The 26,745-nt window shown below is 29.7% G+C and carries 26 protein-coding genes; 13 read left to right on the top strand and 13 right to left on the bottom strand.

What is annotated here, in order from left to right; all coding sequences use genetic code 11:
* Positions 1-34: 34 nt before the first annotated feature.
* Positions 35-589, bottom strand: coding sequence for a hypothetical protein (locus tag LPB302_RS08545; protein ID WP_143032680.1), 555 nt, complete (start codon positions 587-589; stop codon positions 35-37).
* A gap of 51 nt (positions 590-640) precedes the next feature.
* Complete coding sequence (locus LPB302_RS08550) at positions 641-1,420, bottom strand: alpha/beta fold hydrolase (RefSeq protein ID WP_053973941.1); 780 nt, start codon at positions 1,418-1,420, stop codon at positions 641-643.
* Positions 1,421-1,463: 43 nt separating this feature from the next.
* Here LPB302_RS08550 and brnQ point away from each other — a divergent pair, with 43 nt between their 5' ends.
* Positions 1,464-2,738, top strand: coding sequence for a branched-chain amino acid transport system II carrier protein (gene brnQ, locus LPB302_RS08555; protein ID WP_053973940.1), 1,275 nt, complete (start codon positions 1,464-1,466; stop codon positions 2,736-2,738).
* 155 nt (positions 2,739-2,893) lie between these two features.
* Here the strand turns inward: brnQ and LPB302_RS08560 are convergent, their stop codons facing one another.
* Positions 2,894-3,478: a Crp/Fnr family transcriptional regulator gene (locus tag LPB302_RS08560; RefSeq protein ID WP_053973939.1), complete on the bottom strand. Its 585-nt coding sequence runs from the start codon at positions 3,476-3,478 to the stop codon at positions 2,894-2,896.
* 141 nt (positions 3,479-3,619) lie between these two features.
* On the opposite strand from LPB302_RS08560, the gene LPB302_RS08565 reads away from it, so the two are divergent.
* From LPB302_RS08565 to LPB302_RS08585, 5 genes are all read left to right on the top strand, one after another.
* A complete protein-coding gene (locus tag LPB302_RS08565; RefSeq protein ID WP_053973938.1) occupies positions 3,620-4,459 on the top strand; it encodes a helix-turn-helix domain-containing protein in 840 nt (279 codons plus the stop codon).
* 406 nt (positions 4,460-4,865) lie between these two features.
* Positions 4,866-5,408, top strand: a complete 543-nt coding sequence (locus tag LPB302_RS08570) for a carboxymuconolactone decarboxylase family protein (protein ID WP_053973937.1) — start codon at positions 4,866-4,868, stop codon at positions 5,406-5,408.
* 25 nt (positions 5,409-5,433) lie between these two features.
* Positions 5,434-5,796 carry a cupredoxin domain-containing protein gene (locus tag LPB302_RS08575; protein ID WP_053973936.1) on the top strand — a complete coding sequence of 121 codons (363 nt, stop codon included), beginning with the start codon at positions 5,434-5,436 and terminating at the stop codon, positions 5,794-5,796.
* 114 nt (positions 5,797-5,910) lie between these two features.
* Positions 5,911-6,693: an alpha/beta fold hydrolase gene (locus LPB302_RS08580; RefSeq protein ID WP_053973935.1), complete on the top strand. Its 783-nt coding sequence runs from the start codon at positions 5,911-5,913 to the stop codon at positions 6,691-6,693.
* Between the two features lie 42 nt (positions 6,694-6,735).
* Positions 6,736-7,740 (top strand): sugar kinase, encoded by a 1,005-nt coding sequence (locus LPB302_RS08585; protein ID WP_053973934.1) that lies wholly within the window; start codon positions 6,736-6,738, stop codon positions 7,738-7,740.
* A 61-nt stretch (positions 7,741-7,801) separates the two neighbouring features.
* Here the strand turns inward: LPB302_RS08585 and LPB302_RS08590 are convergent, their stop codons facing one another.
* The 3 genes from LPB302_RS08590 to LPB302_RS08600 all read right to left on the bottom strand — a co-directional run bounded on the left by LPB302_RS08590 (position 7,802) and on the right by LPB302_RS08600 (position 10,899).
* The gene (locus LPB302_RS08590; RefSeq protein ID WP_053973933.1) at positions 7,802-9,094 is read right to left on the bottom strand and encodes an aminopeptidase P family protein; all 1,293 of its coding nucleotides are present in this window, start codon (positions 9,092-9,094) and stop codon (positions 7,802-7,804) included.
* A 55-nt stretch (positions 9,095-9,149) separates the two neighbouring features.
* Positions 9,150-10,466: a DEAD/DEAH box helicase gene (locus LPB302_RS08595; protein ID WP_053973932.1), complete on the bottom strand. Its 1,317-nt coding sequence runs from the start codon at positions 10,464-10,466 to the stop codon at positions 9,150-9,152.
* A 166-nt stretch (positions 10,467-10,632) separates the two neighbouring features.
* Positions 10,633-10,899 (bottom strand): GlsB/YeaQ/YmgE family stress response membrane protein, encoded by a 267-nt coding sequence (locus LPB302_RS08600; protein WP_053973931.1) that lies wholly within the window; start codon positions 10,897-10,899, stop codon positions 10,633-10,635.
* A gap of 159 nt (positions 10,900-11,058) precedes the next feature.
* Between LPB302_RS08600 and LPB302_RS08605 the strand changes: the two genes are divergently transcribed.
* The 5 genes from LPB302_RS08605 to LPB302_RS08625 all read left to right on the top strand — a co-directional run bounded on the left by LPB302_RS08605 (position 11,059) and on the right by LPB302_RS08625 (position 18,100).
* Positions 11,059-13,890, top strand: coding sequence for a WD40/YVTN/BNR-like repeat-containing protein (locus tag LPB302_RS08605; protein ID WP_053973930.1), 2,832 nt, complete (start codon positions 11,059-11,061; stop codon positions 13,888-13,890).
* 47 nt (positions 13,891-13,937) lie between these two features.
* The gene (locus tag LPB302_RS08610; protein WP_053973929.1) at positions 13,938-14,558 is read left to right on the top strand and encodes a DUF6973 domain-containing protein; all 621 of its coding nucleotides are present in this window, start codon (positions 13,938-13,940) and stop codon (positions 14,556-14,558) included.
* A gap of 106 nt (positions 14,559-14,664) precedes the next feature.
* The gene (locus LPB302_RS08615) at positions 14,665-15,339 is read left to right on the top strand and encodes a succinate dehydrogenase cytochrome b subunit (RefSeq protein ID WP_053973928.1); all 675 of its coding nucleotides are present in this window, start codon (positions 14,665-14,667) and stop codon (positions 15,337-15,339) included.
* Between the two features lie 12 nt (positions 15,340-15,351).
* Positions 15,352-17,349 carry a fumarate reductase/succinate dehydrogenase flavoprotein subunit gene (locus LPB302_RS08620; protein WP_053973927.1) on the top strand — a complete coding sequence of 666 codons (1,998 nt, stop codon included), beginning with the start codon at positions 15,352-15,354 and terminating at the stop codon, positions 17,347-17,349.
* Positions 17,350-17,359: 10 nt separating this feature from the next.
* Positions 17,360-18,100 (top strand): succinate dehydrogenase/fumarate reductase iron-sulfur subunit, encoded by a 741-nt coding sequence (locus LPB302_RS08625; RefSeq protein WP_015481374.1) that lies wholly within the window; start codon positions 17,360-17,362, stop codon positions 18,098-18,100.
* 78 nt (positions 18,101-18,178) lie between these two features.
* Here LPB302_RS08625 and LPB302_RS08630 read toward each other — a convergent pair whose 3' ends face one another.
* Positions 18,179-18,433 (bottom strand): helix-turn-helix domain-containing protein, encoded by a 255-nt coding sequence (locus LPB302_RS08630; RefSeq protein ID WP_082329771.1) that lies wholly within the window; start codon positions 18,431-18,433, stop codon positions 18,179-18,181.
* A 238-nt stretch (positions 18,434-18,671) separates the two neighbouring features.
* On the opposite strand from LPB302_RS08630, the gene LPB302_RS08635 reads away from it, so the two are divergent.
* Positions 18,672-19,058, top strand: coding sequence for a hypothetical protein (locus LPB302_RS08635; protein ID WP_053973926.1), 387 nt, complete (start codon positions 18,672-18,674; stop codon positions 19,056-19,058).
* Positions 19,059-19,063: 5 nt separating this feature from the next.
* Here LPB302_RS08635 and LPB302_RS08640 read toward each other — a convergent pair whose 3' ends face one another.
* From LPB302_RS08640 to purN, 6 genes are all read right to left on the bottom strand, one after another.
* A complete protein-coding gene (locus LPB302_RS08640; RefSeq protein ID WP_053973925.1) occupies positions 19,064-22,306 on the bottom strand; it encodes a VCBS repeat-containing protein in 3,243 nt (1,080 codons plus the stop codon).
* Between the two features lie 198 nt (positions 22,307-22,504).
* Entirely contained in the window at positions 22,505-23,083 is a 579-nt protein-coding gene (locus tag LPB302_RS08645) for a hypothetical protein (protein WP_053973924.1), read from the bottom strand.
* Between the two features lie 31 nt (positions 23,084-23,114).
* Complete coding sequence (locus tag LPB302_RS08650; protein ID WP_053973923.1) at positions 23,115-23,843, bottom strand: LytR/AlgR family response regulator transcription factor; 729 nt, start codon at positions 23,841-23,843, stop codon at positions 23,115-23,117.
* Positions 23,844-23,995: 152 nt separating this feature from the next.
* On the bottom strand, positions 23,996-24,790 hold the full coding sequence (locus tag LPB302_RS08655) for a DUF3050 domain-containing protein (RefSeq protein ID WP_053973922.1): 795 nt from the start codon (positions 24,788-24,790) through the stop codon (positions 23,996-23,998).
* 340 nt (positions 24,791-25,130) lie between these two features.
* Positions 25,131-25,766, bottom strand: coding sequence for a ribonuclease H1 domain-containing protein (locus tag LPB302_RS08660; protein ID WP_053973921.1), 636 nt, complete (start codon positions 25,764-25,766; stop codon positions 25,131-25,133).
* On the bottom strand, positions 25,759-26,331 hold the full coding sequence (gene purN, locus LPB302_RS08665) for a phosphoribosylglycinamide formyltransferase (RefSeq protein ID WP_053973920.1): 573 nt from the start codon (positions 26,329-26,331) through the stop codon (positions 25,759-25,761). The genes LPB302_RS08660 and purN overlap by 8 nt, the downstream gene beginning before the upstream one ends.
* Before the next feature lie 173 nt (positions 26,332-26,504).
* Here purN and LPB302_RS08670 point away from each other — a divergent pair, with 173 nt between their 5' ends.
* Positions 26,505-26,741 (top strand): acyl carrier protein, encoded by a 237-nt coding sequence (locus tag LPB302_RS08670; RefSeq protein WP_004569249.1) that lies wholly within the window; start codon positions 26,505-26,507, stop codon positions 26,739-26,741.
* Positions 26,742-26,745 lie beyond the last annotated feature (4 nt).

Consider the following 26,745-nt stretch of genomic DNA (forward strand, 5'->3'; position numbering starts at 1 on the left):
AAAAAAATGCTATCAAAGAATATATAAGAGAGTGTTAATCTGATACTGTTTTGTTTATGATAATATTATGATTCAATAGTTTTATTGTGCCATAAAAACTCAAAAAAACACAAATAGTTTTTAAGTATTGAAAACTTGTTAAATTTTCGATTATGAAGCCAATAATAAAACCAAAAGTAATACCTAATAAAATCTTTAAGTAATACTTGGCAAGTTTTTGCCTTGCTAGCGCAATTTCTAGTGCATTACTTTGCGTAAAATTCTGATTACCATTTATAAATAAGTTTAAATTATTAATAAATTCAGAAAATAATTTCTCAAAAGCAATAGGTGTAATTTGCGAATTACCAGACACATAATAAGTTATTACAAGCGTATCTGAGTCTTGAATAATAGTAATTCTAGAACCCCAATCTAAAGGATTCATTTTCCAACCATCTAGTAAAGATAATTTTTTAAAGAAGGTATAAGTATTACTACTTTCTCTGTTTATTTTGAAGTTATACAGTTCAAAATACTGAGTTAATTTTTCCTCTAAATCATATTGATTTTCAACAATAAGTTCAAAGCTTTTTCGATAAAAATCCATTATTTGAGTAAAATAGGATTGAACAACAATTTTTTTTACCAAAAATAACATTTATTTAACAAATTCTTTTAGAAGTTCTAATAATTCTTGAGAATCTTCTATATGACTCATGTGTCCATTAATCAACAACTTAATTTCTGAATTCGTTAGAATAGCTTCTTTTAAAGATTTGCTAAAATCTAATACAGGATCTTTTTTACCAGCAATTATTAATTTTTTAAAACTGTTATTCGCCAAAACATGATTTTGGTTTTCTCGCAAACGCATGCCATCATTTGCAGCTATATAACCCTGAACTGGTGTTTTTAAGGCCTCTGCTAATGCTATATTTATTTCGTTTTTATATTTATTTCTGCTATCCTCTGTAAATAAATTCACAAAAGACATACGAACTAAGTTTTCAAAATTATGCTGTACCATTTTATTAGCACGTTTTCTTAATACTTTTCTGTCATCATCATCCTCATTAGAGGTTGAATTTAATAAACATAAACCTTTAATTTTAAGAGGGTGTCTATCTGCTAATTTTAAAGCGACATAACCTCCTAAAGAATGGCCAATAATATAAAATCGTCTTAATTTTAGATGTTTTAAAACGGCTTCTATAGCTTCTGAAAATAAGGTTAAACTATGCACATAGCCCAAACAATCTGTTTTTCCATGGCCCAATAGATCTATAGCAATTACTCTATTTTTTTTAGTTAAAACTGGTGTAATATTTTTCCACATGGTTTTGTTTTCTAAAAAACCATGAATCAAAACAATAACTGTTCCTTTACCTTCATCAGTAAATGAAATGTTTATTTTTTTAAAAGTGATCGATTTTTGCATCACACAAAAATATGTATATTTCCAGTTCCAAATCAACCAAAATATGAACAAAACAAAAGAAATCTGGATTGCTGGTTTTGCACTCTTTTCACTTTTTTTTGGAGCAGGAAATTTAATTTTACCACCAACTTTAGGAGCCAAAGCAGGTTTAGATTGGTGGATAGTTGTTTTGGGCTTTGTTACAACAGCAGTAACTATACCAATTTTAGCCATTTTTGCACATGCTAAATTACAAGGTACTTTGTATGATTTTGGTAAAAAGGTTTCTCCTATATTTAGTACAGTTTACTGTTTTCTAATTTACAGTATTGCAATTGCAATTCCATCCCCTAGAACAGCTGCTGTTACCCATGAAATGACAGTGCAACCCTTCTTTGAAACCTCTACATTACTAACCAGTATTATTTACTTTGTATTTGTGTTTATTTTTGCAATAAATAGATCTAGGGTAATTGGTTTAATAGGTAAATTCTTAACACCAATTATTGTTTTTATTTTACTCATTATTATTGGTATTGCTATTTTTACATCGCCAGGAAATATAACTCCTTCCACTTTTTCTACACCTTTTGTAGATGGTTTACTAGAAGGCTATCAAACTTTTGATGCTATTGGAGGGGTTGTTGTAGGTGCTGTAATTATTATATCTCTAAATTATAGTTTACATACCACTTTCGATGCAAAAAGAAAATTAATTCGTAAAGCTGGTTTTATAGCAGGTACAGGGCTCTTGTTAATTTATGGTGGCCTTATTTTAAGTGGATCTTTATTTGCAATCACTTTTACTGAAGAAGCTTCTAGAACAGAAATTTTAACCAGTTTAAGCGTACAAACTTTAGGTAATTTAGGAACCACTTTTCTAAGTGTTTTAGTAGCTTTAGCTTGTTTTACAACTGCTGTAGGTATTGTAACAGGTTCTGCAGATTATGTTAAAGGTATTTGTAATAACTCTCAAAAAGCATATTTAATTACTGCTGTAATTGCTTCTTTAATAGGTGTTTTTGTGGGTAGTTATCAGGTAGATTTTATTATTACACTTGCAGTGCCAGCGTTAATGTTTTTATACCCAATTACAATTATGCTTATTCTGCTAAATATTGTGCCAGAAAAATATGCTTCTAAATTAGTTTTTAGAGCAGTTATTTTGGTAACATTTATATTTAGTATTCCAGATTTTTTAGGCTTTATAATTCCTAAAGAAAACTTAACTGGCATAAAAAGTATAATTCCTCTTGCAGAATATAGCTTAGGTTGGGTTTTACCAGCTTTATTAGTATTTGTTTTAATTAATACAAATAAACTCTTACTCAAAAAATAATCTAAAAACTAAACATAAAAAAAAGCATAAATAACTTTTATGCTTTTTTTGCATCGTAAAATACAAAGTTGAGGAATGAATATTTTATTTCAAATTTAATGAACATCAAAAATAAGATTGATAGAAGTAAGAAAAATTGATGTATGGTAAGAAATTTATGACTTTATGTTCATTTTTCTAATCCTACTTAAGCTTTCTGTTGTAATACCTAAATAAGAAGCTACATGATAATTTTTTATATAACTATTTATTTCTGGATAGCTATTAATAAAATTATAATATCTATCCTTAGCTGATAATGATAAATATTCTAAAATTCTTTTTTGAAAACTAGCAAATGCGTTTTGTAATTTATTTCTAATAAATGTTTCAATTTTAGGTACATTCAAACATAAAAATTCAAAGTCTTCTTTAGATAGCCTGTAAACTACTGCATCCTGTAAACATTCTATACTCATTACAGTTTTTTCATTTTTAAAAAATGAAATATAGTCACTTATCCACCAATCTTTAATTGCAAATTGTGTCGTAAAATCTTTACCATCATCATTAACAAAAAAAGATCTAAGACAACCACTATAAACAAAATATTGATTTTTGCAGGTATTTTTAGAATCCAATAAAATTTCACCTTTTTTAAGGGTTATTTTTTCAAATCTATCCTTAATTATTGAAAGCTCGTGCTTGGTAAAACTCACATTCTTAAATATCTCCAAAACAGTATAATCTTCAATTTTCATCAGAAATATTAATTGTTAAAATTAAACTCAATAATTATTTATAAAGATAATTATTATAATTTTAAACTTATGATTTTCAATGATTTAATTATTGTTGTAAATTTTGAATTGGTTGAACGACCAAAACTATAAATTTGCAAAATGTCGGTTAAAAACATTACCAAATATAGTTTTAAAGATATTTTTTCTATAAGTACAGTTTTGTTTGAAGAAGCGTGTACCATAGACCATTCTACCCAACAAAATAATTATACGATTTATTGGATAAAGGAAGGTTCAGGAATTTATAATATCGATTTTGAACAGTATGAATTTACTGACAACGTTTTGTTTTTTCTTTCTCCAGGACAAGTATTTACAGTAGATACAGAACAAATAAAAACAGCCTATAAGCTTAGTTTTAAAAGAGATTTTTATTGTATTCAAACACATGATGCAGAAGTAGCTTGTAATGGAATTTTATTCAATAATATTTACGAAACCCCTTTTGTAAAACCATGTGAAAAGGATACTCAAAAATTAAATTTTATTATAGAAAGTTTAATTGACGAGTTTCAACAAAATGAAACTGCACAGTATGATATGCTGCAATCCTACTTAAAGCAATTCATTATTAATTCTGTACGTATTAAAAAAGAAAACCACACCCTAAAAGAAGATTCAGATACTCGTTTATTTAAAGACTTTAGTCTATTGGTAGAGCAGAATTTTAAAACAATGCATACAGTTACAGAGTATGCAAAGAGACTTGGTCTAAGCCCAAAATCTATTACCAAACATTTTCAAAAACTGGGTAAAAAAACACCTTCAGATTTTATAAAAACCCGAATTCTTTTAGAGGCAAAACGTTTATTGATTTATACAGACAAAAGCGTAAAAGAAATAGCTTTTGAGCTGGGTTATAATGATCCTGCCTACTTTTCGCGCTTTTTTACAAAAGCCATAGCCAAATCTCCTTTACAATTTAAAAAAGAGTACTAAATTCTTATTTTGGGCGTGTCTTTTTTTTGATTCCCATCAAAAAAAGTCAGGCTTTCATAACTCGCTTTTTAAAGTTTTTACAACTTTAAAAGAGCTCAAACAAATTATTCAATCCTTCACGCAAGCATTTTCTGCTAACTTTTCACAATGTCCAAACAGTAGGAACCTTTGTCCATTTTTAGAGCTCTATGTTGGTTGCATCTTTGCAGTGTATTACAAAACAAATAGTAATCACTAAAATTATCAATCATGAAAAATCAAAGAAATACACAATGTCCTAACTGTTGGGGCTACCAAACTTATGATGAATCAAATTCAGAACAACAATTTTGCGAAAGCAACACATCAATATAAATAATTAATAACAAGTAAAAAAAGGCTGACTAAATTCAGCACAAATAAAATGATGAACACATATAATGTACCAACAAAAAACGAAGTATCAGAAAATAATAAAGTAATCTTTAATCAATTAGAAAAAAGCCTTGGGTTTGTTCCTAACTTATATGCATCTTTTGCACATAGTGAAACTGCATTGGATAATTTCTTAGCATTAGGTAATGCTAAAACAAGTTTTTCTGCAAAAGAAAAAGAGGTAATTAATTTAGCTGTAAGCCAAGTAAACGAATGTGTCTACTGTTTGTCTGCACACACAGCAATTGCTAAAATGAATGGTTTTACAGAAAATCAAGTTTTAGAATTAAGAACAGGAAACGCTTCTTTTAATTCAAAATTAGATGCATTATCAAAATTTGCAAAAAGTGTTGCTTTAAACAGAGGTGCAGCCACTGAAGAAGTTATAGAAAACTTTTACAATGCAGGCTATAACAAAGGGAATTTAGCAGATGCTATTTTATTAATAGGCGAAATAACAATTACCAATTATTTCCATAAAACTACAGAAGTACCTGTAGATTTTCCGATAGCACAATCATTAGAATTAGTATAAACAGAAATTAAATATAATAGAAATCATGAAAAAATTAATAGCAGTAATTGTAATTGTTTTGGGGTTTGCCTTTAACACAAATGCACAAAAAATAAAAACAGTTGCTTTAGAACAAACAAAAGGCGAATTTACTCAGAAGCAAATTACACTATCAGCAGGAACTTATATTTTTGAAATTGCCAACAATAATGTAGGTAAAGATGTTGGTTTTGTGTTGCAACCAAAAGGAAAAAGTGGGCAAGCACATCACATAAAAGAAGCTTACGTAACACAAGCAGTTAAAAATAATACTAAAGGAAACTCTAAAAAAGTAACCTTAGCTAAGGGAGAATACACCTACTTTTGCCCTTTAAACAACACACCTCTTTACACCTTAATTGTTGAATAATTAGATTTTTAGCCAATAAAAAGACGAGGAAATTCCTCGTCTTTTTATCATTTAATAGTTTTATAACTTTTAGTAATTCAAAATACTGTAAATTAGCTACTTTAAATTGGGGCTTTGTTAAATTATTATTTATATCCACATACAACTTCTAAAGAATGGGTAACTTTTGTGCATGGTGCAGGAGGTAGCAGTTCTATTTGGTTTAAACAAATACGCGATTTTAAAAAACATTTTAATGTACTTATTTTAGATTTAAGAGGTCATGGAAATAGTAAACCTACCTTAAAAGACACTTTTAATCCTAAATATACTTTTGATTCTATAACCAATGATATTGTAGAAGTAATTGATCATTTACAAATTGAAAAATCTCATTTTATAGGCATTTCTTTAGGTACTATTTTAATTAGAAATTTAGCCGAAAAAAAGCCAGGCTTAGTACAAAGTATGGTTATGGGTGGTGCCATAATTAAATTAAACACGCGCTCTCAAATTTTAATGAAATTAGGGGTTATATTTAAGTCTGTTGTGCCTTATATGTTGCTTTATAAGTTCTTTGCATTTATTATAATGCCTAGAAAAAATCATAAAAAATCGAGAAGCCTTTTTGTGAATGAAGCTAAAAAGTTATACCAAAAAGAGTTTATTAGATGGTTTAAATTAACTTCAGAAATAAACCCATTATTACGTTTTTTTAGAGCAAAAGATATTAAGATTCCTACACTTTATGTTATGGGGTCAGAAGATCATTTATTTTTACCTTCTATTAAAAATATTGTTGCCAAACATACTACAAGTTCACTATTTGTTATAGACAATTGTGGGCATGTTGTAAATGTAGAACAACCAGAAGTATTTAATAATGAAACTATTGGTTTCATTAATTCTCTTGCATAAGCCTTTTTAATATTCTAAATTTACTTTTTAATTTAGAAAAACATGAACCAGATTATCACCTTTGGTGAAGTATTAATGCGAATTTCTCCTAGAGGAAATAAAAAATTTATTCAATCTAATAATGTTGAGTTTTATTTTGGAGGCACAGAAGTAAATGTTGGTATTTCTATAGCCAACTTTGGAGGAAATGTAAAACACATCTCTTGTATATCTGATGATTTTATTGGAAACACAGCAATCTCTTATTTAAACAAATTTGATTTAGATACCACTGCAATTGTTAGATCTAGCAGGCCTTTAGGTGTCTATTTTTTAGAAGTTGGTGCAGTTATTAGACCAAGCTCTATTTCTTACAACAGATCTCACTCATCATTTTCTGAAATTAAACCAGAAATGGTTGATTGGGAAAAATCATTAGAAAATGGGAAGTGGTTTCATTGGACAGGAATTACACCTGCCTTAAACAAAGGAAGTCAGCAAACTTTATTAGAGGGTTTAAAATTGGCTCGTAAAAAAGGATTACAGGTTTCTGCAGATCCAACATATAGAAGTGGCTTGTGGAAATATGGAGAAAATCCTAGAGAAATTTTATCTGAAATGATTGAATATTCAACAATTTTTATTGGCGGAATTAATGAAATAAACGAACTTTTAGAAACTGAATACACCTATTCTAACGAAGATTTTATAGCAGCTAGTAAGCAGTTAATGGAAACCTATCCATCTATAGAAAAAGTGTTTGATAAAATTAGAACATCTATCAATTCTTCTTGGCATAAGATTAGAGCAAGAATGTGGAATGGAGTTGAATTTAGAGAAACTGAAGATATAGACATAACTCATGTTGTAGATAGAATTGGAACTGGAGATGCATTTGCTGCTGGTTTAATTCATGGCTTACAAAAGTTTGATGATTTTAAAGCTATACAATTTGCATCTGCTGCTTGTGCAATAAAACATACATATTTGGGTGATGTAAACTATGCAAATGAAGAGGAAGTCGTTAGCATTTTAGAAGGAAATACAACTGGAAGATTAAAGAGATAAAATAATTAAAAACAAAAAGCCAGTAATTAATATTACTGGCTTTTTGTTTTATAATTGAATGTTATGAATTCATTAAATCTTCAATTTCATCTACTTCAATAGGTATATTTCTCATCAAGTTAAAAGGTTCTCCTTTTTCTTGAACAACAACATCATCTTCTAAACGAATGCCAAAACCTTCTTCTGGAATATAAATTCCTGGCTCTACTGTAAAAACCATATTAGCTGTCATTGGTTTATGAAGTAAACCATAATCATGTGTGTCTAAACCAATATGATGACTTGTACCATGCATAAAGTACTTTTTATAAGCTGGCCATTTTGGATCTTCATTTTGCACATCTGCTTTATCCAACAATCCTAATTTTAATAATTCTGATGTCATTATCTTACCAACCTCAACATGATAGTCTTTCCAAATTGTACCAGGTACTAACAGTTTTGTAGCTTCCTTTTTTACATAGTTCACAGCATTATAAACCTCTTTTTGTCTGTTAGAAAATTTACCAGAAACTGGTATGGTTCTAGACAAATCGCTTTTATAATTTGCGTATTCAGCTGCAATATCAAACAAAATTAAATCGCCATTTTTACATTGCTGATTATTTTCTATATAATGCAATACATTAGCATTGTTTCCTGAGGCAATAATTGGTGTATAAGCAAATCCTTTAGATCTATTTCTAACAAACTCATGTATCAATTCTGCTTCAATTTCATATTCCCAAACACCCGGTTTTACAAAGCCTAAAATTCTTCTAAATCCTTTTTCTGTAATATTACAAGCATGCTGCATTAATTCTAATTCAATAGTATCTTTAACTGCTCTTAAATCTTGTAAAATTGGATTGCTTTTTGCTACAGAATGTGCAGGATATTTAGCCAATAACCATTTTGTAAATCTGTCTTCACGTGTTTCTGTTTCTACAGAAGCTCTGTAATGCTCGTTTGTATTTATGTAAAAATTATCTGCATATGTAGACATTTCAAACAAGGTTTTTTCTAAATCTTGTAACCAGAAAATAGATTGAATCCCACTTGTTTTTGTAGCAGCTTCTTTGGTTAACTTTTCACCTTCCCAAACAGCAATGTGCTCATTGGTTTCTCTTACAAACAAAACTTCTCTTAAATCTTCATTTGGGCAATCAGGAAATAATAGCAACACACTTTCTTCTTGATCTACACCACTTAAATAAAAAATATCTCTGTGCTGCTCAAAAGGCATAGTGCTATCTGCACTAATAGGATATATATCATTTGAATTAAAAACTGCAATACTTTTAGGCTTCATTTGAGCCATAAAATTTTTGCGATTTTTTATAAAAAGTTCTGAATTTATTGGGTCGTATTTCATGCGTACTTAAATTTTAGTACACAAATGTAGCAATTATAAACTCAAAAAAAGAGTGCTAGTTTCGTTTACTTTTTGCAGCTCCACTTCTACTTCTACCTGAAGTATTTGCAGGTTTTCTGCGTTTATGATTGTTAGGCCTCTTAGATTTTTTAGGAGCATCTTTTTTACCATCTGCTGGCTTTTTCTTTTTACCAAAAGAACCCTTGCTTTGAGTTGCAGCCCTTTTTGGAGGTGCAGTATCTGTTGGCTCAAAACCTTCAACAATTACTGACTTCAAATTCTCTTTCAGTAATTTTTCTATCTCTTTTTGATATTCTGTTTCCTCACTACAAACCAAAGAAATGGCTTCTCCTTCTGCTCCAGCTCTACCTGTTCTACCTATTCTATGCACATAATCTTCAGGTACATTTGGTAACTCATAATTAATTACATAAGGTAATAATGGAATATCTAAACCACGAGCTGCAATGTCTGTAGCAACTAAAACTTTAATAGTATTGTCTTTAAAATTCTTTAAGGCTTTTGTTCTTGCTCCTTGACTTTTATTACCATGAATAGCTGCAGCAGAAATTCTAGATTTTATTAAATTTTGTGTTAGTCTATTAGCTCCATGTTTTGTTCTGGTAAAAATTAAAACCTGATTCCAATTATTATCTTTAATTAGTTTAATAGTAAATTCAGTTTTCTTCTTTTTATCAATCTTATAAACTTTATGAGAAACTTTTTTTGCTGTAGAATTTTGTGGTGCAGTTTCAACTTCAACTGGGTTTCTTAAAATACCACTTGCTAATTTTTTAATTTCTTTAGAAAATGTGGCAGAGAACATTAAGTTTTGACGTTTTGCAGGCATGTAACTAATAATCTTGTTAATGTCTCTAACAAAACCCATATCAAGCATTCTATCTGCTTCATCTAAAATAAAAACATCTATTCTTTTAAAAGAAACTGCTTTCTGATCATGCAAATCAAGTAATCTACCAGGAGTTGCCACCAAAATATCTACACCTCGTTTTAAGGTTGCAATTTGTGATGCTGCTTTTACACCACCAAAAACAACTGCAGATTTTATATTAACATACTTACTGTATTCTCTAACATTGTCATGCACTTGAGCTGCTAATTCTCTAGTAGGTGTTAGCACCAAAGCTCTAATTGGCCTATATTTTTGATGTTTTGTTTCTGATAAATATTGCAATACTGGTAAAGTAAAACCAGCTGTTTTACCTGTACCTGTTTGTGCAGAAGCAAGCACATCTTTGCCTTCTAAAATATGTGGAATTGCTTTTTCTTGAATTGGAGATGGCTTAGTGTATCCTTTTTCTTCTACTGCTTTTACAAAAGCATCTGATAAGCCTAATGATTTAAACGACATAATTGTTATTTAAGAAACAACGAATTATGTTGGTTCTAAGTTGGTGCAAATGTACACTGATTACTACTCTAAACGTAATTAATACTTGCATATTTCAAGTTGTTTACTCTAAACAAAAAAAGATGCTTAAAAGCATCTCTTTGTTTATAAGTAAAAAGTAAATAAATTACCTTCTTTTAGCTCTTGTACCTCTTAAAACTCCTACTAAAAATAGAATGATAATAGCACCTGTAGCACCAACTACAATGTCTTCTAGCCAATAAGGATTAATATTTAATTTAATACCTAATTCTCCATAAAGCCAATCTCCTACAAAACTTCCTGCAATACCTATAATAATATTTACGATAAGACCAAAACCATTGTCTCTCATTAAAACATCAGCTATATAACCACAAATGGCACCAATGATAATTGTGTACAAAATACCCATAATAATAATTTTTTATTGTTTAATTGATTTGTAGCTAATTTAATAAAAATTAACAATATTTTACTAAAGGATGAATTTTAAAACTAATAATTTAGTAAATTATATTAAATAATAAGTAATTTTTAACAAAATTCAATATCAACAAATAACCTAACTATTATGAAAAAATTTACGTTTTTTTTCTTTCTATCAATTACATTTTTTGGCTTTGGCCAACAGAACCCAACTAGTGCATCTAAAGTAGCTGAATCCTTAAAAACAAAGGAAAATCTAGCTCAAAATTCTTTAGTTAAAAATGTTAGTTTTACCAACATTGGGCCAACAGTAATGAGTGGTAGAGTTGCAGATGTAGCTGTAAATCCAAACAATACTACAGAATTTTACGTAGGTTATGCTTCTGGTGGTTTATGGTACACGAATAATAATGGTACAACATTTACACCTGTTTTAGATAACTCACCAACACAAAATATTGGTGATATTTCTGTAGATTGGAACTCAGGTTCAATTTGGGTAGGTACAGGAGAAAAAAATTCATCTAGATCTAGTTATGCAGGTATAGGTGTATTAAAATCTACAGATCAAGGTAAAACATGGCAAAATATGGGTTTAACAGATTCTCATCATGTAAGCCGTATTTTAATTAACCCAAACAATACAGATGAAGTTGTAATTGGTGTTATTGGTCATTTGTACTCTTCAAATGCAGAAAGAGGTATTTTTAAAACTACAGATGGTGGTAAAACCTGGTCAAAATCTTTATTTATAAATAATGATACCGGTATTATTGATGTAGCAGTTGCTCCAGAAAATTTTAACATTATGTATGCTGCTTCTTGGGAAAGAGAACGTAAAGCATGGAATTTTGATGGTGATGGTTCTAACTCTGCAATTTATAAAAGTATAGATGCAGGAAATACTTGGTTAAAAGTATCTGATAATTCTGGTTTTCCTACAGGAAATGGTGTTGGTAGAATTGGTTTAGCAGTATTTAATGAAAATACTGTTTATGCTTTACATGATAGCCAATTTAGAAGACCAAAAGGAGCTGCCAAAAAACCTTCTGATGCACTTACAAAAGAAGACTTTAAAACAATGTCTAATGCAGAATTTTTAAATTTAGACGATAAAAAAATAAATACCTTTTTAAAAAATAACGGTTTCCAAGAGAAGTACAGAGCAGAAAACGTAAAACAAATGGTTAGAGTAGGCACAGTAAAACCAGCAGATTTAGCTAGCTATTTAGAAGATGCAAATGCAATGCTTTTTGATACCCAAGTTATAGGTGCAGAAGTATTTAAAACTACAAATGGAGGTAAATCTTGGAAAAAAACACACGATAATTTCTTAGATGGCGTATATAGTTCTTATGGGTATTACTTTGGTGAAATTCGCGTTGATTTACAAGACGAAAACGGAATTTATGTATTAGGTGTACCAATCATAAAATCTAAAGATGGTGGAAAAACATTTACATCAATCAGTAAAGAAAATGTGCACTCAGATCATCAAGCTTTATGGGTGAATCCAAAAAAATCAGGGCATATTTTAAATGGTAATGATGGTGGTTTAAACCTTTCTTATGATGATGGAGAAAACTGGACAAAATTAAACGATCCTGCAGTTGGTCAATTCTACTCTGTATATGCAGATACTCAAAAAAATTACAAAGTATATGGTGGTTTGCAAGATAATGGAGTTTGGGTAGCCTCTAACAATGCAAGAGTTGATAAACGCTGGTTACAATCTGGTCAAAATCCATACGAATCAATTATGGGTGGAGATGGTATGCAAGTACAAGTTGATGAGAGAAATCAAAACATTGTGTATACAGGTTATCAATTTGGAAACTATTTTAGAATTGATAGAGAAAAAGGAAATCAAGTATATATTCAACCAAAACACACTTTAGGAGAATCTCCATATCGTTTTAATTGGCAAACACCAATTTTACTATCAAAACACAATCAAGATATTTTGTATTTAGGAGGTAATAAATTACACAGATCTTTAAATCAAGGTGATGATTGGGAAACTATTTCTGATGATTTAACAACAGGTGGTAAAAAAGGAAATGTAGCTTATGGTACATTAACCTCTATATCAGAAAGTCCTTTTCAATTTGGATTATTGTATGTTGGTTCAGATGATGGTTACATCAACTTAACTAAAAACGGAGGAGGAACTTGGACACGTGTTTCTAACAATTTACCACAGAATTTATGGGTGTCTAGAGTAATAGCGTCTGCACATAAAAAAGAGCGCGTTTACGCAACTTTAAATGGATATAGGTTTGATGATTTTACACCTTATGTATATATGTCTAATGATTATGGACAAACTTGGACAAACATTGGTGAGTCAATTCCTACATCTGCTGTTAATGTGATAAAAGAAGATCCTGAAAACGAAAATATCTTATACTTAGGTACAGATAATGGATTATATATTTCTTTTAATCAAGGAAAATCTTGGGAAGCATTTAGCAACAATTTACCAAATGTAGCTGTACACGATTTAGTAATTCAGCCAACAGCAAAACACTTAATTGTAGCCACACATGGACGTAGTTTATACAAAGCAGATATTTCTGCTTTACAAACTATGAATGCTGATGTTATTTCAAAATCGACTCATATTTTTAAAGTAAATAATATTAGAAAAAACAGAAATTGGGGACGTTCTTGGAGCCAATGGAGAACTGCTTACGAGCCAGAAATTACCATTCCATTTTACTCAAATTCAAACAGAAAAAGTACGGTTTCTATTTATCACAATGATGTTAAGGTAAACGAAATGCAAATTGATGCTGCTAAAGGATACAATGAAGCTAATTTTGATCTTACCTTCTCTAAAAAAGGTTTAAAATCTTTTGAAAAAGCAAATAAGAAAACCAAAATTAGAGCTGCTCAAAATGGTGCTAATTATTTACCAAAAGGTAAGTATACCATTAAAGTAAACGATGCAACAAGCAAATTTGAAATCAAATAAAATTAAAAAAGGGACTTAAATAGTCCCTTTTTTTTATGTTATAAGAAATGAAAAAAATAGCAGTTATTTTTCTTTTGTGTATTGTCAATACTACTAATGCACAAAAGAAATACACAGGTTTTTTTGAGCTTTCTACACCAAAAAAACTCTGGGTAATGTTTCACCCATTTAAAGCCAAGAAAGCCTTCAGAATTTCGGAAGAAACCAATAAAGTTTCAGATTCTATTAGAAAAACTAATTTGTTAGATAAAGATGCTTCTGGAGGAGAAGTTGATGCCTTTAGACATGCATTCTGGATGGCTCGTTTACGACAAGAGCTAGGCAAAACTGCTGCTCGTTCTTTAGGGAAAGCTCATGAGAGAGAAAATTATAAAACTTTTAAAAAGAGAAAGTTAGAAGATGGTATAGTTCCAGATGAAATTTCTTCTATAATGGATTTGCACAATAATGAGCAAGGTTTGGCGCTTGTTGTTAAGGGTGAAAAAATATCTCAAAAAGAACTTATTTTAAGAGTGGTTAACGCAATTAAAAAAGGTAAAATGCGTGTCATAAAAAAAGATGAAAAAGGTAATTTCTTAACCTGTGATAACAAAACCATTTTAAAATCTAGATTAAAAGGAAAATGGAAAAATAATAAATGCTTAATACCTTCTAACCCTAAAACTTAAGATTTATTTAAAACTATTCTAAATACTAACGAAAACGTTATAATTTCTTTGCTATGCATTTGTTTAAGCCTTATTTTTGTATATAATTATTAACTAATTTAAAAAAATGAGCGGATTTTTCAAATCTTCAATAGGTAAAAAAGTGTCCATGGCACTTTCTGCATTCTTCTTAATGGTTTTCCTTTTACAGCATCTATCAATAAATATGATGTCTGTATTTAGTGCAGATTTATTTAATGAAGTTTCACATTTTATGGGTACAAATCCAGTTGTACAATTTGCTTTACAGCCAGTATTAATTTTTGGGGTTGTTTTTCACTTTGTAATGGGTTTCATTCTAGAATTACAAAACAGAAATGCAAGAAATGTGTCTTATGCACAAAACAACGGTTCTGCAAACTCTAGTTGGATGAGTAGAAACATGATTTGGTCTGGTTTAGCCATTTTAGCATTTATTATTTTGCACTTTATCGATTTTTGGTTTCCAGAAATCAACACTAAATTTATTCAAGGTGATTGGTCTGGTTTGCATAATGGCGAATTTAGATATTACCACGAATTGCAAGAAAAGTTTGTGAACCCAATTAGAGTTGCTGGTTACTGTATTGCTTTTGTATTCTTAGGTTTACACTTAGCACATGGTTTTACGTCAGCATTTCAATCTGTTGGTGCAGCTTCATTGCGTAAAAAATTAGGAGTATTAGGAAAAGCTTATGCAATTATAGTACCATTAGGTTTTATAATTATTGCGCTTTATCATCATTTAAATCATAACCATTAATCTTAAATAACTATGGCTTTAGATTCAAAAGTACCAAAAGGTCCAATTAAAGATAAATGGACTGAATATAAAAATCATATTAACTTGGTAAACCCTGCCAACAAACGTCATATAGATGTAATTGTAGTAGGTACAGGTTTAGCAGGTGGTTCTGCTTCTGCAACTTTAGCAGAATTAGGCTACAATGTAAAAGCATTTGCATACCAAGATTCTCCAAGAAGAGCGCACTCTATTGCAGCTCAAGGAGGTATTAATGCAGCAAAAAACTATCAAGGAGATGGAGATTCTACCTACAGATTATTTTATGATACTGTAAAAGGTGGAGATTACAGATCTCGTGAAGCAAACGTATATAGACTAGCAGAGGTTTCTGCAAATATTATAGATCAATGTGTGGCACAAGGTGTACCTTTTGCACGTGATTATGGTGGTTTGTTAGACAACCGTTCTTTTGGTGGAGTTTTAGTTTCTAGAACTTTTTATGCTAAAGGTCAAACTGGTCAGCAATTATTATTAGGTGCATACTCTGCAATGAACAGACAAATTGCACGTGGTAAAATAGAAATGTTTAACAGACATGAAATGTTAGACGTTGTTATTGTAGATGGTAAAGCAAGAGGTATTATTGCACGTAACTTAGTTACAGGTGAAATTGAACGTCATTCAGCTCACGCAGTTGTAATTGCATCTGGTGGATATGGAAACGTATATTTTTTATCTACAAATGCAATGGGTTCAAATGTAACTGCAGGTTGGAAAGTGCATAAGAAAGGAGCATACTTTGCAAATCCTTGTTATACACAAATTCATCCAACATGTATTCCAAGATCTGGAGACTATCAATCTAAATTAACCTTAATGTCTGAATCATTAAGAAATGATGGTCGTATTTGGGTTCCTAAAAACATGGAAGATGTTTTAGCTATTAGAGAAGGTAGAAAAAAACCTACAGATTTATCTGAAGACGAAAGAGATTACTATTTAGAAAGAAGATACCCAGCTTTTGGTAACTTAGTACCAAGAGATGTAGCTTCTAGAGCAGCAAAAGAACGTTGTGATGCTGGTTATGGAGTAAATGCCACAGGTGAAGCTGTATACTTAGACTTTGCATCATCTTTTGTTAGGTATGGTACAGAACAAGCAAAAATTCAAGGAATAGTAAATCCTACTGATGCTAAAATAAAAGAATTAGGTCAAGAAATTGTAAGAGCCAAATATGGTAACTTATTTCAAATGTATGAGAAGATTGTAGATGAGAATCCATATGAAACTCCTATGATGATTTATCCTGCAGTACATTATACAATGGGTGGTGTTTGGGTTGATTATAACTTGATGACTACAATACCTGGATGTTATGCAATTGGTGAGGCCAACTTCTCAGATCATGGAGCAAACAGATTAGGTGCTTCTGCATTAATGCAAGGTTTAGCAGATGGTTATTTTGTATTACCATATACTATTGGAGATTATTTGGCTGATGATATTAGAACAGGTAAAATTTCTACAGAAACTCCAGAATTTGAAGCTGCAGAAAAAGATGTAAGAGAAAGAATTGAATTCTTTATAAACAATAAAGGAACACATTCTGTAGATTATTACCACAAAAAATTAGGAAAAATTATGTGGGATAAATGTGGAATGTCTAGAAATGCAGAAGGTTTAAAAACTGCAATTCAAGAAATTTCTGACTTACGTAAAGATTTCTGGCAAAATGTAAATGTTCCTGGTACAGACACAGAATTTAATGAGCAATTAGCTAAAGCTGGTAGAGTTGCAGATTTCTTAGAGTTAGGAGAATTATTTGCAAAAGATGCTTTAGAAAGAGAAGAATCTGCAGGAGGACATTTCAGAGAAGAATATCAAACTGAAGAAGGAGAAGCAAAAAGATTAAAAGAATTCCAATTTGTTTCTGCTTGGGAATATAAAGGAGAACCTAAAGATGCTGTTTTACATAAAGAGCCTTTAGAGTATGAGAATATAGAAGTAAAAGAAAGAAGTTATAAATAAAAAAGATAGAATGAATTTAACACTTAAAATTTGGCGTCAAAAAGATGCTTCAACCAAAGGTAAAATGGTTGATTATAAAGTTACTGAAATTTCAGAACACATGTCTTTTTTAGAAATGATGGATGTTTTGAACGAACAATTGGTAAACTCTGGTGAAGAACCTGTTGCTTTTGATCATGATTGTAGAGAAGGTATTTGTGGTATGTGCTCTATGTATATTAATGGTGAAGCGCATGGACCAGATAGAGGTGTTACTACCTGCCAATTACATATGCGTATGTTTAAAGATGGTGATACTATTACAATAGAACCTTGGAGAGCAGCAGCATTTCCTGTAATTAAAGATTTAGCAGTAGATAGATCTGCTTTTGACAGAATACAACATGCAGGAGGTTACATTTCTGTAAATACATCTGGTAACACTCAAGATGCAAATGCAATACCAATTAAAAAAGAGGCAGCAGATACAGCAATGGATGCAGCAACTTGTATTGGTTGTGGAGCTTGTGTAGCTACTTGTAAAAATAGCTCTGCAATGTTATTTGTTGGTGCTAAAGTATCTCAGTATGCATTACTACCTCAAGGACAAGTAGAAGCAGCAGACAGAGTTAGAAACATGGTTGCTCAAATGGATTTAGAAGGTTTTGGTAATTGTACTAACACAGGAGCCTGTGAAGTAGAGTGCCCAAAAGGTATTTCTTTAGACAACATAGCAAGAATGAATAGAGAATTAATGAAAGCCTCTGTTTAATAAAAGAGATTTTTCTAACAAGAAAAACTATTAAAAGTGTATAAAAACCCAAAATGAAAATTCATTTTGGGTTTTGTTTTATTGCTCAAAATCTTCAAAGAATTCCTTAGGTGTTATTTTAAGCGTATCTAAAATTTCAAAGAGTCTGTAAACATCCAATTTAGTCTTACCAGTTTCTACCTTAAAATAACCACTATAGGTTAAATTAAGCTGTTCTGACAAATCCCATTGAGTTAAACCTAACTCTTTACGTTTATCTACTATTTTCTTTAAAACTTTTTGCTTTTTTAACTCAAACTTTTCTATTTCTTTTTCTTTAGCTTTTTCCCCCATTATTATGTAGTAATCCCTCTTTTTATTCCTAACAATAGCTCAAAAATAAGTTAAAAGTTTGAGACAGTAATTTCCAATTTGGACTACCTATTTATAGGGATAAGCATGTATCCCCATAAATAGGTAGTCCAAAATAGGAACTATATTTTTTTAGATATGCAATAACTTAGATAAATTAAACAACAACATTCAAACCAATACCAACAATAATTACGATTATGTTCTGGGTATAGAAACCTTGTTTGATAATTGTACTACCATAGAAATTGGTTTAAAAAGCAGTATAGGAAATTTTACTGCTAGTGCAAATCCCTCGAAATATGTAACCACAGAAACTTTTATAATAATCGATTATGATTTTTTAGAAGGTTTTATTTTCAATTTTGATTACAAGAAAAGTAATTATCAAAATAAAACATTAGGTCAAAAAAACACCTATGAAATTGCAAATGCAACACTTTCTTACAAGAAAGAAAATTCTGCTTGGAGTTATAAACTAACAGCACAAAACATGTTTAATGCACAATTTAAACAAAGTAATAGTTTTTCTGACTTTTTAATTTCAGATCGTAAAACCTTTATTTTACCAAGAGTTATAATGCTTTCTGTAAGTTATAATTTGTAAAATCTCTACTTAAAACTATATGTTTTTAAACTATCGTTATTGGCAAGTACAAGTAGCACGTTCTTATTTTTCATTTTAATCACTTCAGTTTCTTTTATTTGATTATGAAAAGGTTGTATACCATATTTCGAAACTGATTCCACTTCTTTTAAAGAAGACATAAAATAGCCTTTAAGAGCTGTATAACCTCCATGATACGTATTTACTTTTAAAGAATTACCAGAAATTAAAAGTTGCTCTTTATCATTAAAATTTACCTTAGTAAAAGAAGTTATTGGGCCCATTTGCAATTTTGCCTCAAAAGGTACAAAAGAATTAAAAACACCATTTTTATTTTCTAAATAACCAGAAGATAAGATATCTATTTGGCTTCTTTTGGCTTTGGCAATAATAGAATCGTTAAAAATTTTATTAAAAGGAGTTAGAGCAAAATTGGCATGATTCACAAATTTTTTACTCATCACATTCATTTGAGAAGCCAACTCATCTTTTGTGTTTAATGGATAATATTCTTCACCAACTTTATAGGTAATGATACTTTCTTTTTTGCCATTTTTATCAAAATCTCCATAATAGAAATAGATTGGGTTGTCTATATATTTTGTAAACCTATTATTCTCTCCCCAATTTCCTAACACAATGTCTTGATCTCCATCTGCATCAACATCAAAAGTTTGTATACTTTGCCACAAACCATTTAAGTTTTCTGGCACTTCTTGTAGTTGAAACTTTCCATTAGTATTGATGTAAATTTTTGGAGAATCCCATTCTGAAGCAATTAGCAAATCTTTTTGATCATCATTATTTACATCTGCCCAAACTGCATCTGTAACCCTACCATTAAAACTAAATTTTAAGTGAATGGTATAATTACCTTTACCATCATTATTTAATACTGCAGAATTTACAGTGGCTCCAAAACTACCAGGGTTTGATAAATTTCCTATAAAGATATCTTCATCTCCATCCTTATTATGATCGTAAGCAATTATGGTTGATGTATTTAATGGGTTGATTAACGTTTTCTTTTCTGATCTTTTAAATATACCATTTGTATTTACATACAAACGATCTATCTCATAATTCTGATTCCTTTTTTCATGAATTCCTGAAGCTACATATAAATCTAAATCGCCATCATTATCAATATCTACAAAGGTGGCATCATTATCTTCAAAAGCTTTGTCTTTCTCAAATTCTGGTTGAGTTCCTTGTTTAAATGATGTTCCAGAATTCATATAAATACTAGCTGCATTACCAGAAGCACCCCCTATAAATATATCATCAAACCCATTATTGTCTATGTCTGCAATAGCTAATGCAGGCCCTAATGTAGATACTTTGTAAGGCAGTAATTTCTCTGCAAAAAAGTCGTTATAAGAATCTTCTTCATGAACAAAATTAATTAAGTTTTCTTGCTTAAAAACTTTAGCTTCTTTAGCTATTTTATCACCAGTAAAAAAGATATTAGAAGCTGTGTAATTTATTGTTGTGAATTCATTTGCTTTTAGATTATCTATCTTCTGAATTTCTAAATTTGGCCAAATCACTACAACTGAATCAATTTTAGCAATGGTATCTAGCCCAAAATGAACTTTAGCTTCTGTAGAAGATAAAAATCCTCTAGATTTAAAAACCTGCTTCGTTTGTTTTTTACCATTTGCATATAAGGTAACCTTGGCTCCAATAGCTTCTTTGTTGTTATCTTTATAAACCAATTGAAAGTCAGCTGATTTTGTAGACTTAGAGCTACTATTTCTATAAATACCTGCAGTTTCATTTACATTATTAGTTACCAAATCTAAATCGCCATCTAAATCTAAATCTACATATACTGCACCATTAGATAAAGAAGCCTCATTTGCTAGCCAATTGCCAGTAGTTTCTTTAAATCTTGTAGAATTACCTTTAAAAATCTGATTAGGCACACTTCCACTTGGCATTTCGTTTATTGATTTATATAACCATTCTAATCCGTTTTTCTGACCATATTTTTTAAACGTGCTTGACACGTACTTTTTAAAATCTAAACTGTTTGGTCTTCTTAAAATTCCGTTTGAAATGAATAAATCTTGATGTCCATCATTATTGAAATCTGCAAAAAGTGGAGACCAACTCCAATCTGTGTCTGCAACTCCATTATACAAAGCAGTTTCGTTAAAATAATCGCCTTTTTGATTGATTTGAAGCATGTTTCTAGAATACTGATCTCTGTAGCCTAAATTCTTTAAATTGGCTTGCATATTTAGCATAGCATCATCTCCTTCAGTTTCTTTTAAAACCTTTTCATCATTAGGCAACATGTCTAAGGTAATAATATCTTGATATCCATTACCTGTAATATCTGCAGCATCACTTCCCATGGAAAAACGACTTATGGTAGAAAATTTAGATGCTAATTCTTCAGAAAAAGTACCATTTTTATTGTTGATATAGTAATAATCATCTTCATGAAAATCGTTACAAACATAAATATCATCCCAACCATCGTTATTAAAATCGGCAATAGAAGCACTTAAACCATAGCCATTTACTCCACCAAAAATATTTGCAGACTCACTAACATCTGTAAATTTACCATTGTTGTTTTGCAATAAAACATCACCAACTAAAGGCATTCTTTTATTTCTTTTAGAAGCTTTACCATGTGACAAATTAGTGTGCACTGCATGATTTACAATGTATACGTCTAAATCTCCATCTTTATCGTAATCAAAAAAGTAAGATTGTGTAGAGTAGCCTTTAAAATCTAAACCATATTCTGCTGCTTTTTCTGTAAAGGTATTATCTCCATTATTGATGTATAATTCATTATGACCCTTAAAGTCTAACAATTCAGAAACCGCACATACATAAATATCTAAAAAACCATCATTGTTAATATCAACCATAGTTACTCCAGTATTCCAATCAGCATTACTTTTTATGTTCGATTTTTTAGTGATATCATCAAATTTAAAATCGCCTTTATTTAAATACAGTTTATTTTCATTCTGATTAGAAATAAAGAATAAATCTGGTAGACCATCATTATTAATATCACCAGTTGCAACTCCTCCTCCATTATAAAAGTAGATATAATTTATAATGCTATGATTGGCATCTTCTGTAAGTTGATTTTTAAAATCTATACCAGTTTCTGAAGCTGAAACTTGATTTAAAAGGAAGTTTTCTGAACGCTCTTTTTTACACTTAGTAAATATAAATATGCTAATAAGGGCACCTAAAAGTAAATATTGCTTGGTCATTAAAATTATTTAAGGTGGTGTGTTTTACAAACATACAAAATTACCTTAACATAATTTTAACATTGTGGGTATTCTATCAAACAATGTTTTAAAATAAAAAAATCAACTTAATCGAGTTTTAAATCTCGAAAAAGCTGATTCTAAATGTAGGGATATTATAATAATTAGGGGTATACTTGCGTTGGGAAGACTAGAATGTTAATAGGTATATTTAGGTTTAAATTTTGCGTTTCTTAATAGGTAATAAAAAGTAATTATCTTATTAAAAGGATTAGCATAAATATTGTTAACAAAATTTGCAGTAGCAATAAAAGACTGCGATCTAAACGTATCTAAAACACTCTTTTTAATACCCTTATTAACATTAGATAATCTTAATGGTAACTTTTCATTTTCAACCAAGCAATACAAAACATCAAAGTTGCTTTTTTGTATTTCCATCATTCCATCAAGAATTACATCTAAATAAGAATTATCAAACTTTCTTATAGAAATCACGTATTTATAACCATCATCATTATTATTTAAAAATGTATTAAAGTGGTATAGTCCTTTTTTAAATAATACAGCTCTATTATAGTTTTTTTCTGTTATTAACAAGTGCAAATTTTTATAACTACCAATTAATTCTTTAAAGGTTTCTTTGCATTTATTTTTAGGAGAAACTACAAAAAGAACATCGCAAAAATATATGTTTTTAAAGGTTTTAAAAACACTTGAAAACACACCTGGATCTTCTTTTATAACAGGGATAATAAATACTGATTTCCTTTTCATTATTAACTTAATTATGAATTAATTGAGGAATTTAATTATTGGCTAAATACTGCTTAAACTTTAAACTATGAGTTCTACCAATAGGAACATGATACTTTCCTATTATTACAAGATTATCATAAATAAGTTCAATTTTTTTAGCATTAACTATATATGATTTATGAATTCTTATAAAAGTACTTGCTGGTAATTTGCTTTCTATCTCTTTTAAAGAATATGATGATATCATTGGTTCTTTATTTGTTACTATTTTTGCGCCACCTTCTAAGCTTTTAATCATTATGATATCATCATGACATAGATTTATCATTCTTCGATTACAATTAAAAAAAGTATGGGTCGGTTTTTCTTCATTACTTTTTTTTATGTTTTTAAGTGATACACTTGCTTCAAGCAATGATTTTCTGTAAACTGCTTCTTTAATAGCTTCTTTTATGGAGTATTTGTGTAGAGGCTTTTTAATAAAGTAAACTACATTTTTATTGTTTATTACATCAACTGCATAATCTGGATTACTTGTTACTATAGCTACACTAATTTGAAGGCCCTTTTTATCTAATTCATTAAGAAAATCGAGACCATTAAACTCAGGCATTTGAATATCTAAAAAAATCATGTCTATTTTGCTATCCTCTAAAAAATCTAAAGCTTTTCTAGAATCCTTAAACTTCTCAACTATTTCAACACCTTTTATTGTTTTGCATATAGCTTCAAAAATACCATGAACAAAAACCTCATCATCTATAATAAGCAATTTCATAAGTTTAATTTTTTTTTTAAATTTGGCTAGTAAATTTAGCCAGAATGATTGTTTCTAATAATATTTTTACAACGAACTGCAATGAAATACCAATGAACTGCATTAAAGTTTGGTTAAACGAAATTTTGCAGTACATCATTTAATTGGTTTTTTTAACAGTTAGCCTCATGAAAATAAACTGCTTTTTGCTTTTGTATTGATCTAGCTATACCTTCTATATGCAAATCTCTATATCTTACACAGTTTAAAGCCGCTCTTTTTGCCTCCATTAACTTTTGAGGATCTTCACCTATAAAATCTGATGCCAATTTAAAAGCATTTGAATTGTAATTTTTAGAATTTACAGCCTTTAGTTTATTAATTAGAAATAATGTTTTATCATATTTATTACTAAAATCTTTTCTACAAAAGTCTTCTAATATTAAAACTTTAGAAACCAATTCCTTACTTAGTGCAAATACTATTGCCATAAGATGAGGTTTTTGCGATTTTATGATGGTGTAAATAAATCTTGTATAATAAAAAGATTCTATATTCATACCTGTTAAATTTAAAGCTTCGTCTATAAGATTAATTGTTTTGGAATGACTTAAAATATTTAATATATCACTAGTATTCGCACCAATTTCTTCCATTGCTTCAAGATACATCTCAAAATAAGATTTAACTGAACCACTTGCATCAATAGTATACTCTTCTTCATCTAGAATTTTATATAATATTTTTAAATTTTTACCATTATTGCTAGGAAACCATGGTACACTATTATCTCTCAGGTTATTTTCTAGAGCTCTCATTAAAGACATATAATCCCAAATTGCAAAAATGTGATTTTCCATAAATGACTTAACATCTTTCTTATTTTCAATACTACTATATAATTCAAGATTACAAGTTTGATAACTTGATGAATCTAAATTTTCAATTATAAAATCTATGTTAAGCATATTTCTTTTAATTAAGTTGTTTTACAAATTAGTAGAACCTTAAACTGAAAAGCACCTTTCTCATAAAATTCTATTATAATGTTAAGGATGAATAGTGAGAAATGTCCTCAAAACAAATTTTAGAATGAGATAAGGTGCCATTTTTTACAGCTATTTTAAAAAATGAATATAGTCCTAACCCCTTAAGACTACACCATCAACTGCTCTACGAAATAAGTGAAAAGTATAATTTTAGCAAATTAAGAACCGATAAACAGCAGTTAAGGTTCATTGAACGACAGTAAATGAACTTTAATCGTAGGTAAAAGGATTATTTTACAAAAAAAACAGTTTCTAAAGATTACTTTCTTCCAAAATCAGCAGGAATTTCTCCCCAAGCTTTGGTTTGCCATTTTAAGATAGGATTCTTATAAGTATTCTCTCTCAGCCATTTTTCAGCTCTTTTAATAAGCTCTAATAAGTCTTTATTAGAGGCATCAAAATGCATATTAGTTTTGCATTTTTTCTGACGAATCCAACTCATGGCAATTTTAGAGTCAGAGTAGATAGGTATATCTTCTTTCTGCTTGCTTTTTAATAAAGCAATTCCATGCACTAGGGCTAAAAACTCACCAATATTATTGGTTCCTTTTTTATAAGGACCTTTCCTAAAAATTTCTTTTTTGTTGTGTGTTAATACTCCTCTGTATTCCATTTTTCCAGGATTACCTGAACAAGCAGCATCTACAGAAATACTTTCTAAGTTGGGTGAACCATATTTTTGTAATTCTGATGAAGCTATTTTTTTAGGGGTAGATTTTTTTCCTTTATAATCTTCAAACTTTTTTGAGAATGCTACTTCTGCTTCATCTAAATTTAAAAACGACTTGTATTGAGCACCTTCAAAACCATCAATTTGCCTCTTACAAACATTCCATGAAGAGAATATTCCAGGTTTTCTACCTTTCCAAACTACATAGAATTTCTTTTTACTCATTAATTTCTAAAATTACATCTTCAATAATTCTAGGAAAATAACTTTGCTCTAATTGATGTATTTTCTCTGCTATCTTTTCTGGAGTATCATTTTCGCTTACAGCAGTTCTAGCTTGATAAATAATGGCTCCTTCATCGTAATTTTCATTAACAAAATGAATAGTAATACCAGTTTCTGATTCCTTATTTTCGGCTACAGCTTTGTGAACATTCATTCCATACATTCCTTTACCTCCATATTTAGGTAATAATGCTGGGTGTATATTTATTATTCTTTTTGGAAAAGCATCCACAATTTTAGAAGGAACCCTCCATAAAAAACCTGCTAGAATAATTAAATCTGCTTTTTCTTTTAAAAGATTTAAAATGGAATCCGTTTCAAAAAAATCTGCCTTTGTAAAATGAGAACAAGGTACATTTAGTTTTAAACATCTTTCAAAAACCTTAGCTTCTTTATTATTGCACAAAACCTGCACAACCTTGGCAGTTTTAGTTTTATTAAAGAATTTTATAATATTTTCAGCATTTGAACCTGAACCAGAAGCAAAAACAATAATACGTTTCATAATTATATTTCTATTCTACAAAAAAAGGAATAATTATTAAGAATTCAAGCAATTATTATAGGCTATTAAACAATTTTATTTATATTTAGTAATCATTTTTAGGGCAAAAGTTAGTTAGAATTAATAAGATTTGTATTTTTGCCCCGATTTAAATTTTAAAAAAACAAAAAATTATGTCAGACATTGCATCAAGAGTAAAAGCTATTATCGTAGATAAATTAGGCGTAGACGATAATGAAGTAACAACAGAAGCTAGCTTCACAAATGATTTAGGAGCAGATTCTTTAGATACTGTTGAGTTAATTATGGAATTCGAAAAAGAATTTGATATTCAAATTCCAGACGATCAAGCAGAAAACATTGGTACTGTAGGTCAAGCAGTTAGCTATATAGAAGAAGCAAAAAAGTAATATT

Source organism: Polaribacter dokdonensis, assembly GCF_024362345.1.
GTDB lineage: Bacteria > Bacteroidota > Bacteroidia > Flavobacteriales > Flavobacteriaceae > Polaribacter > Polaribacter dokdonensis.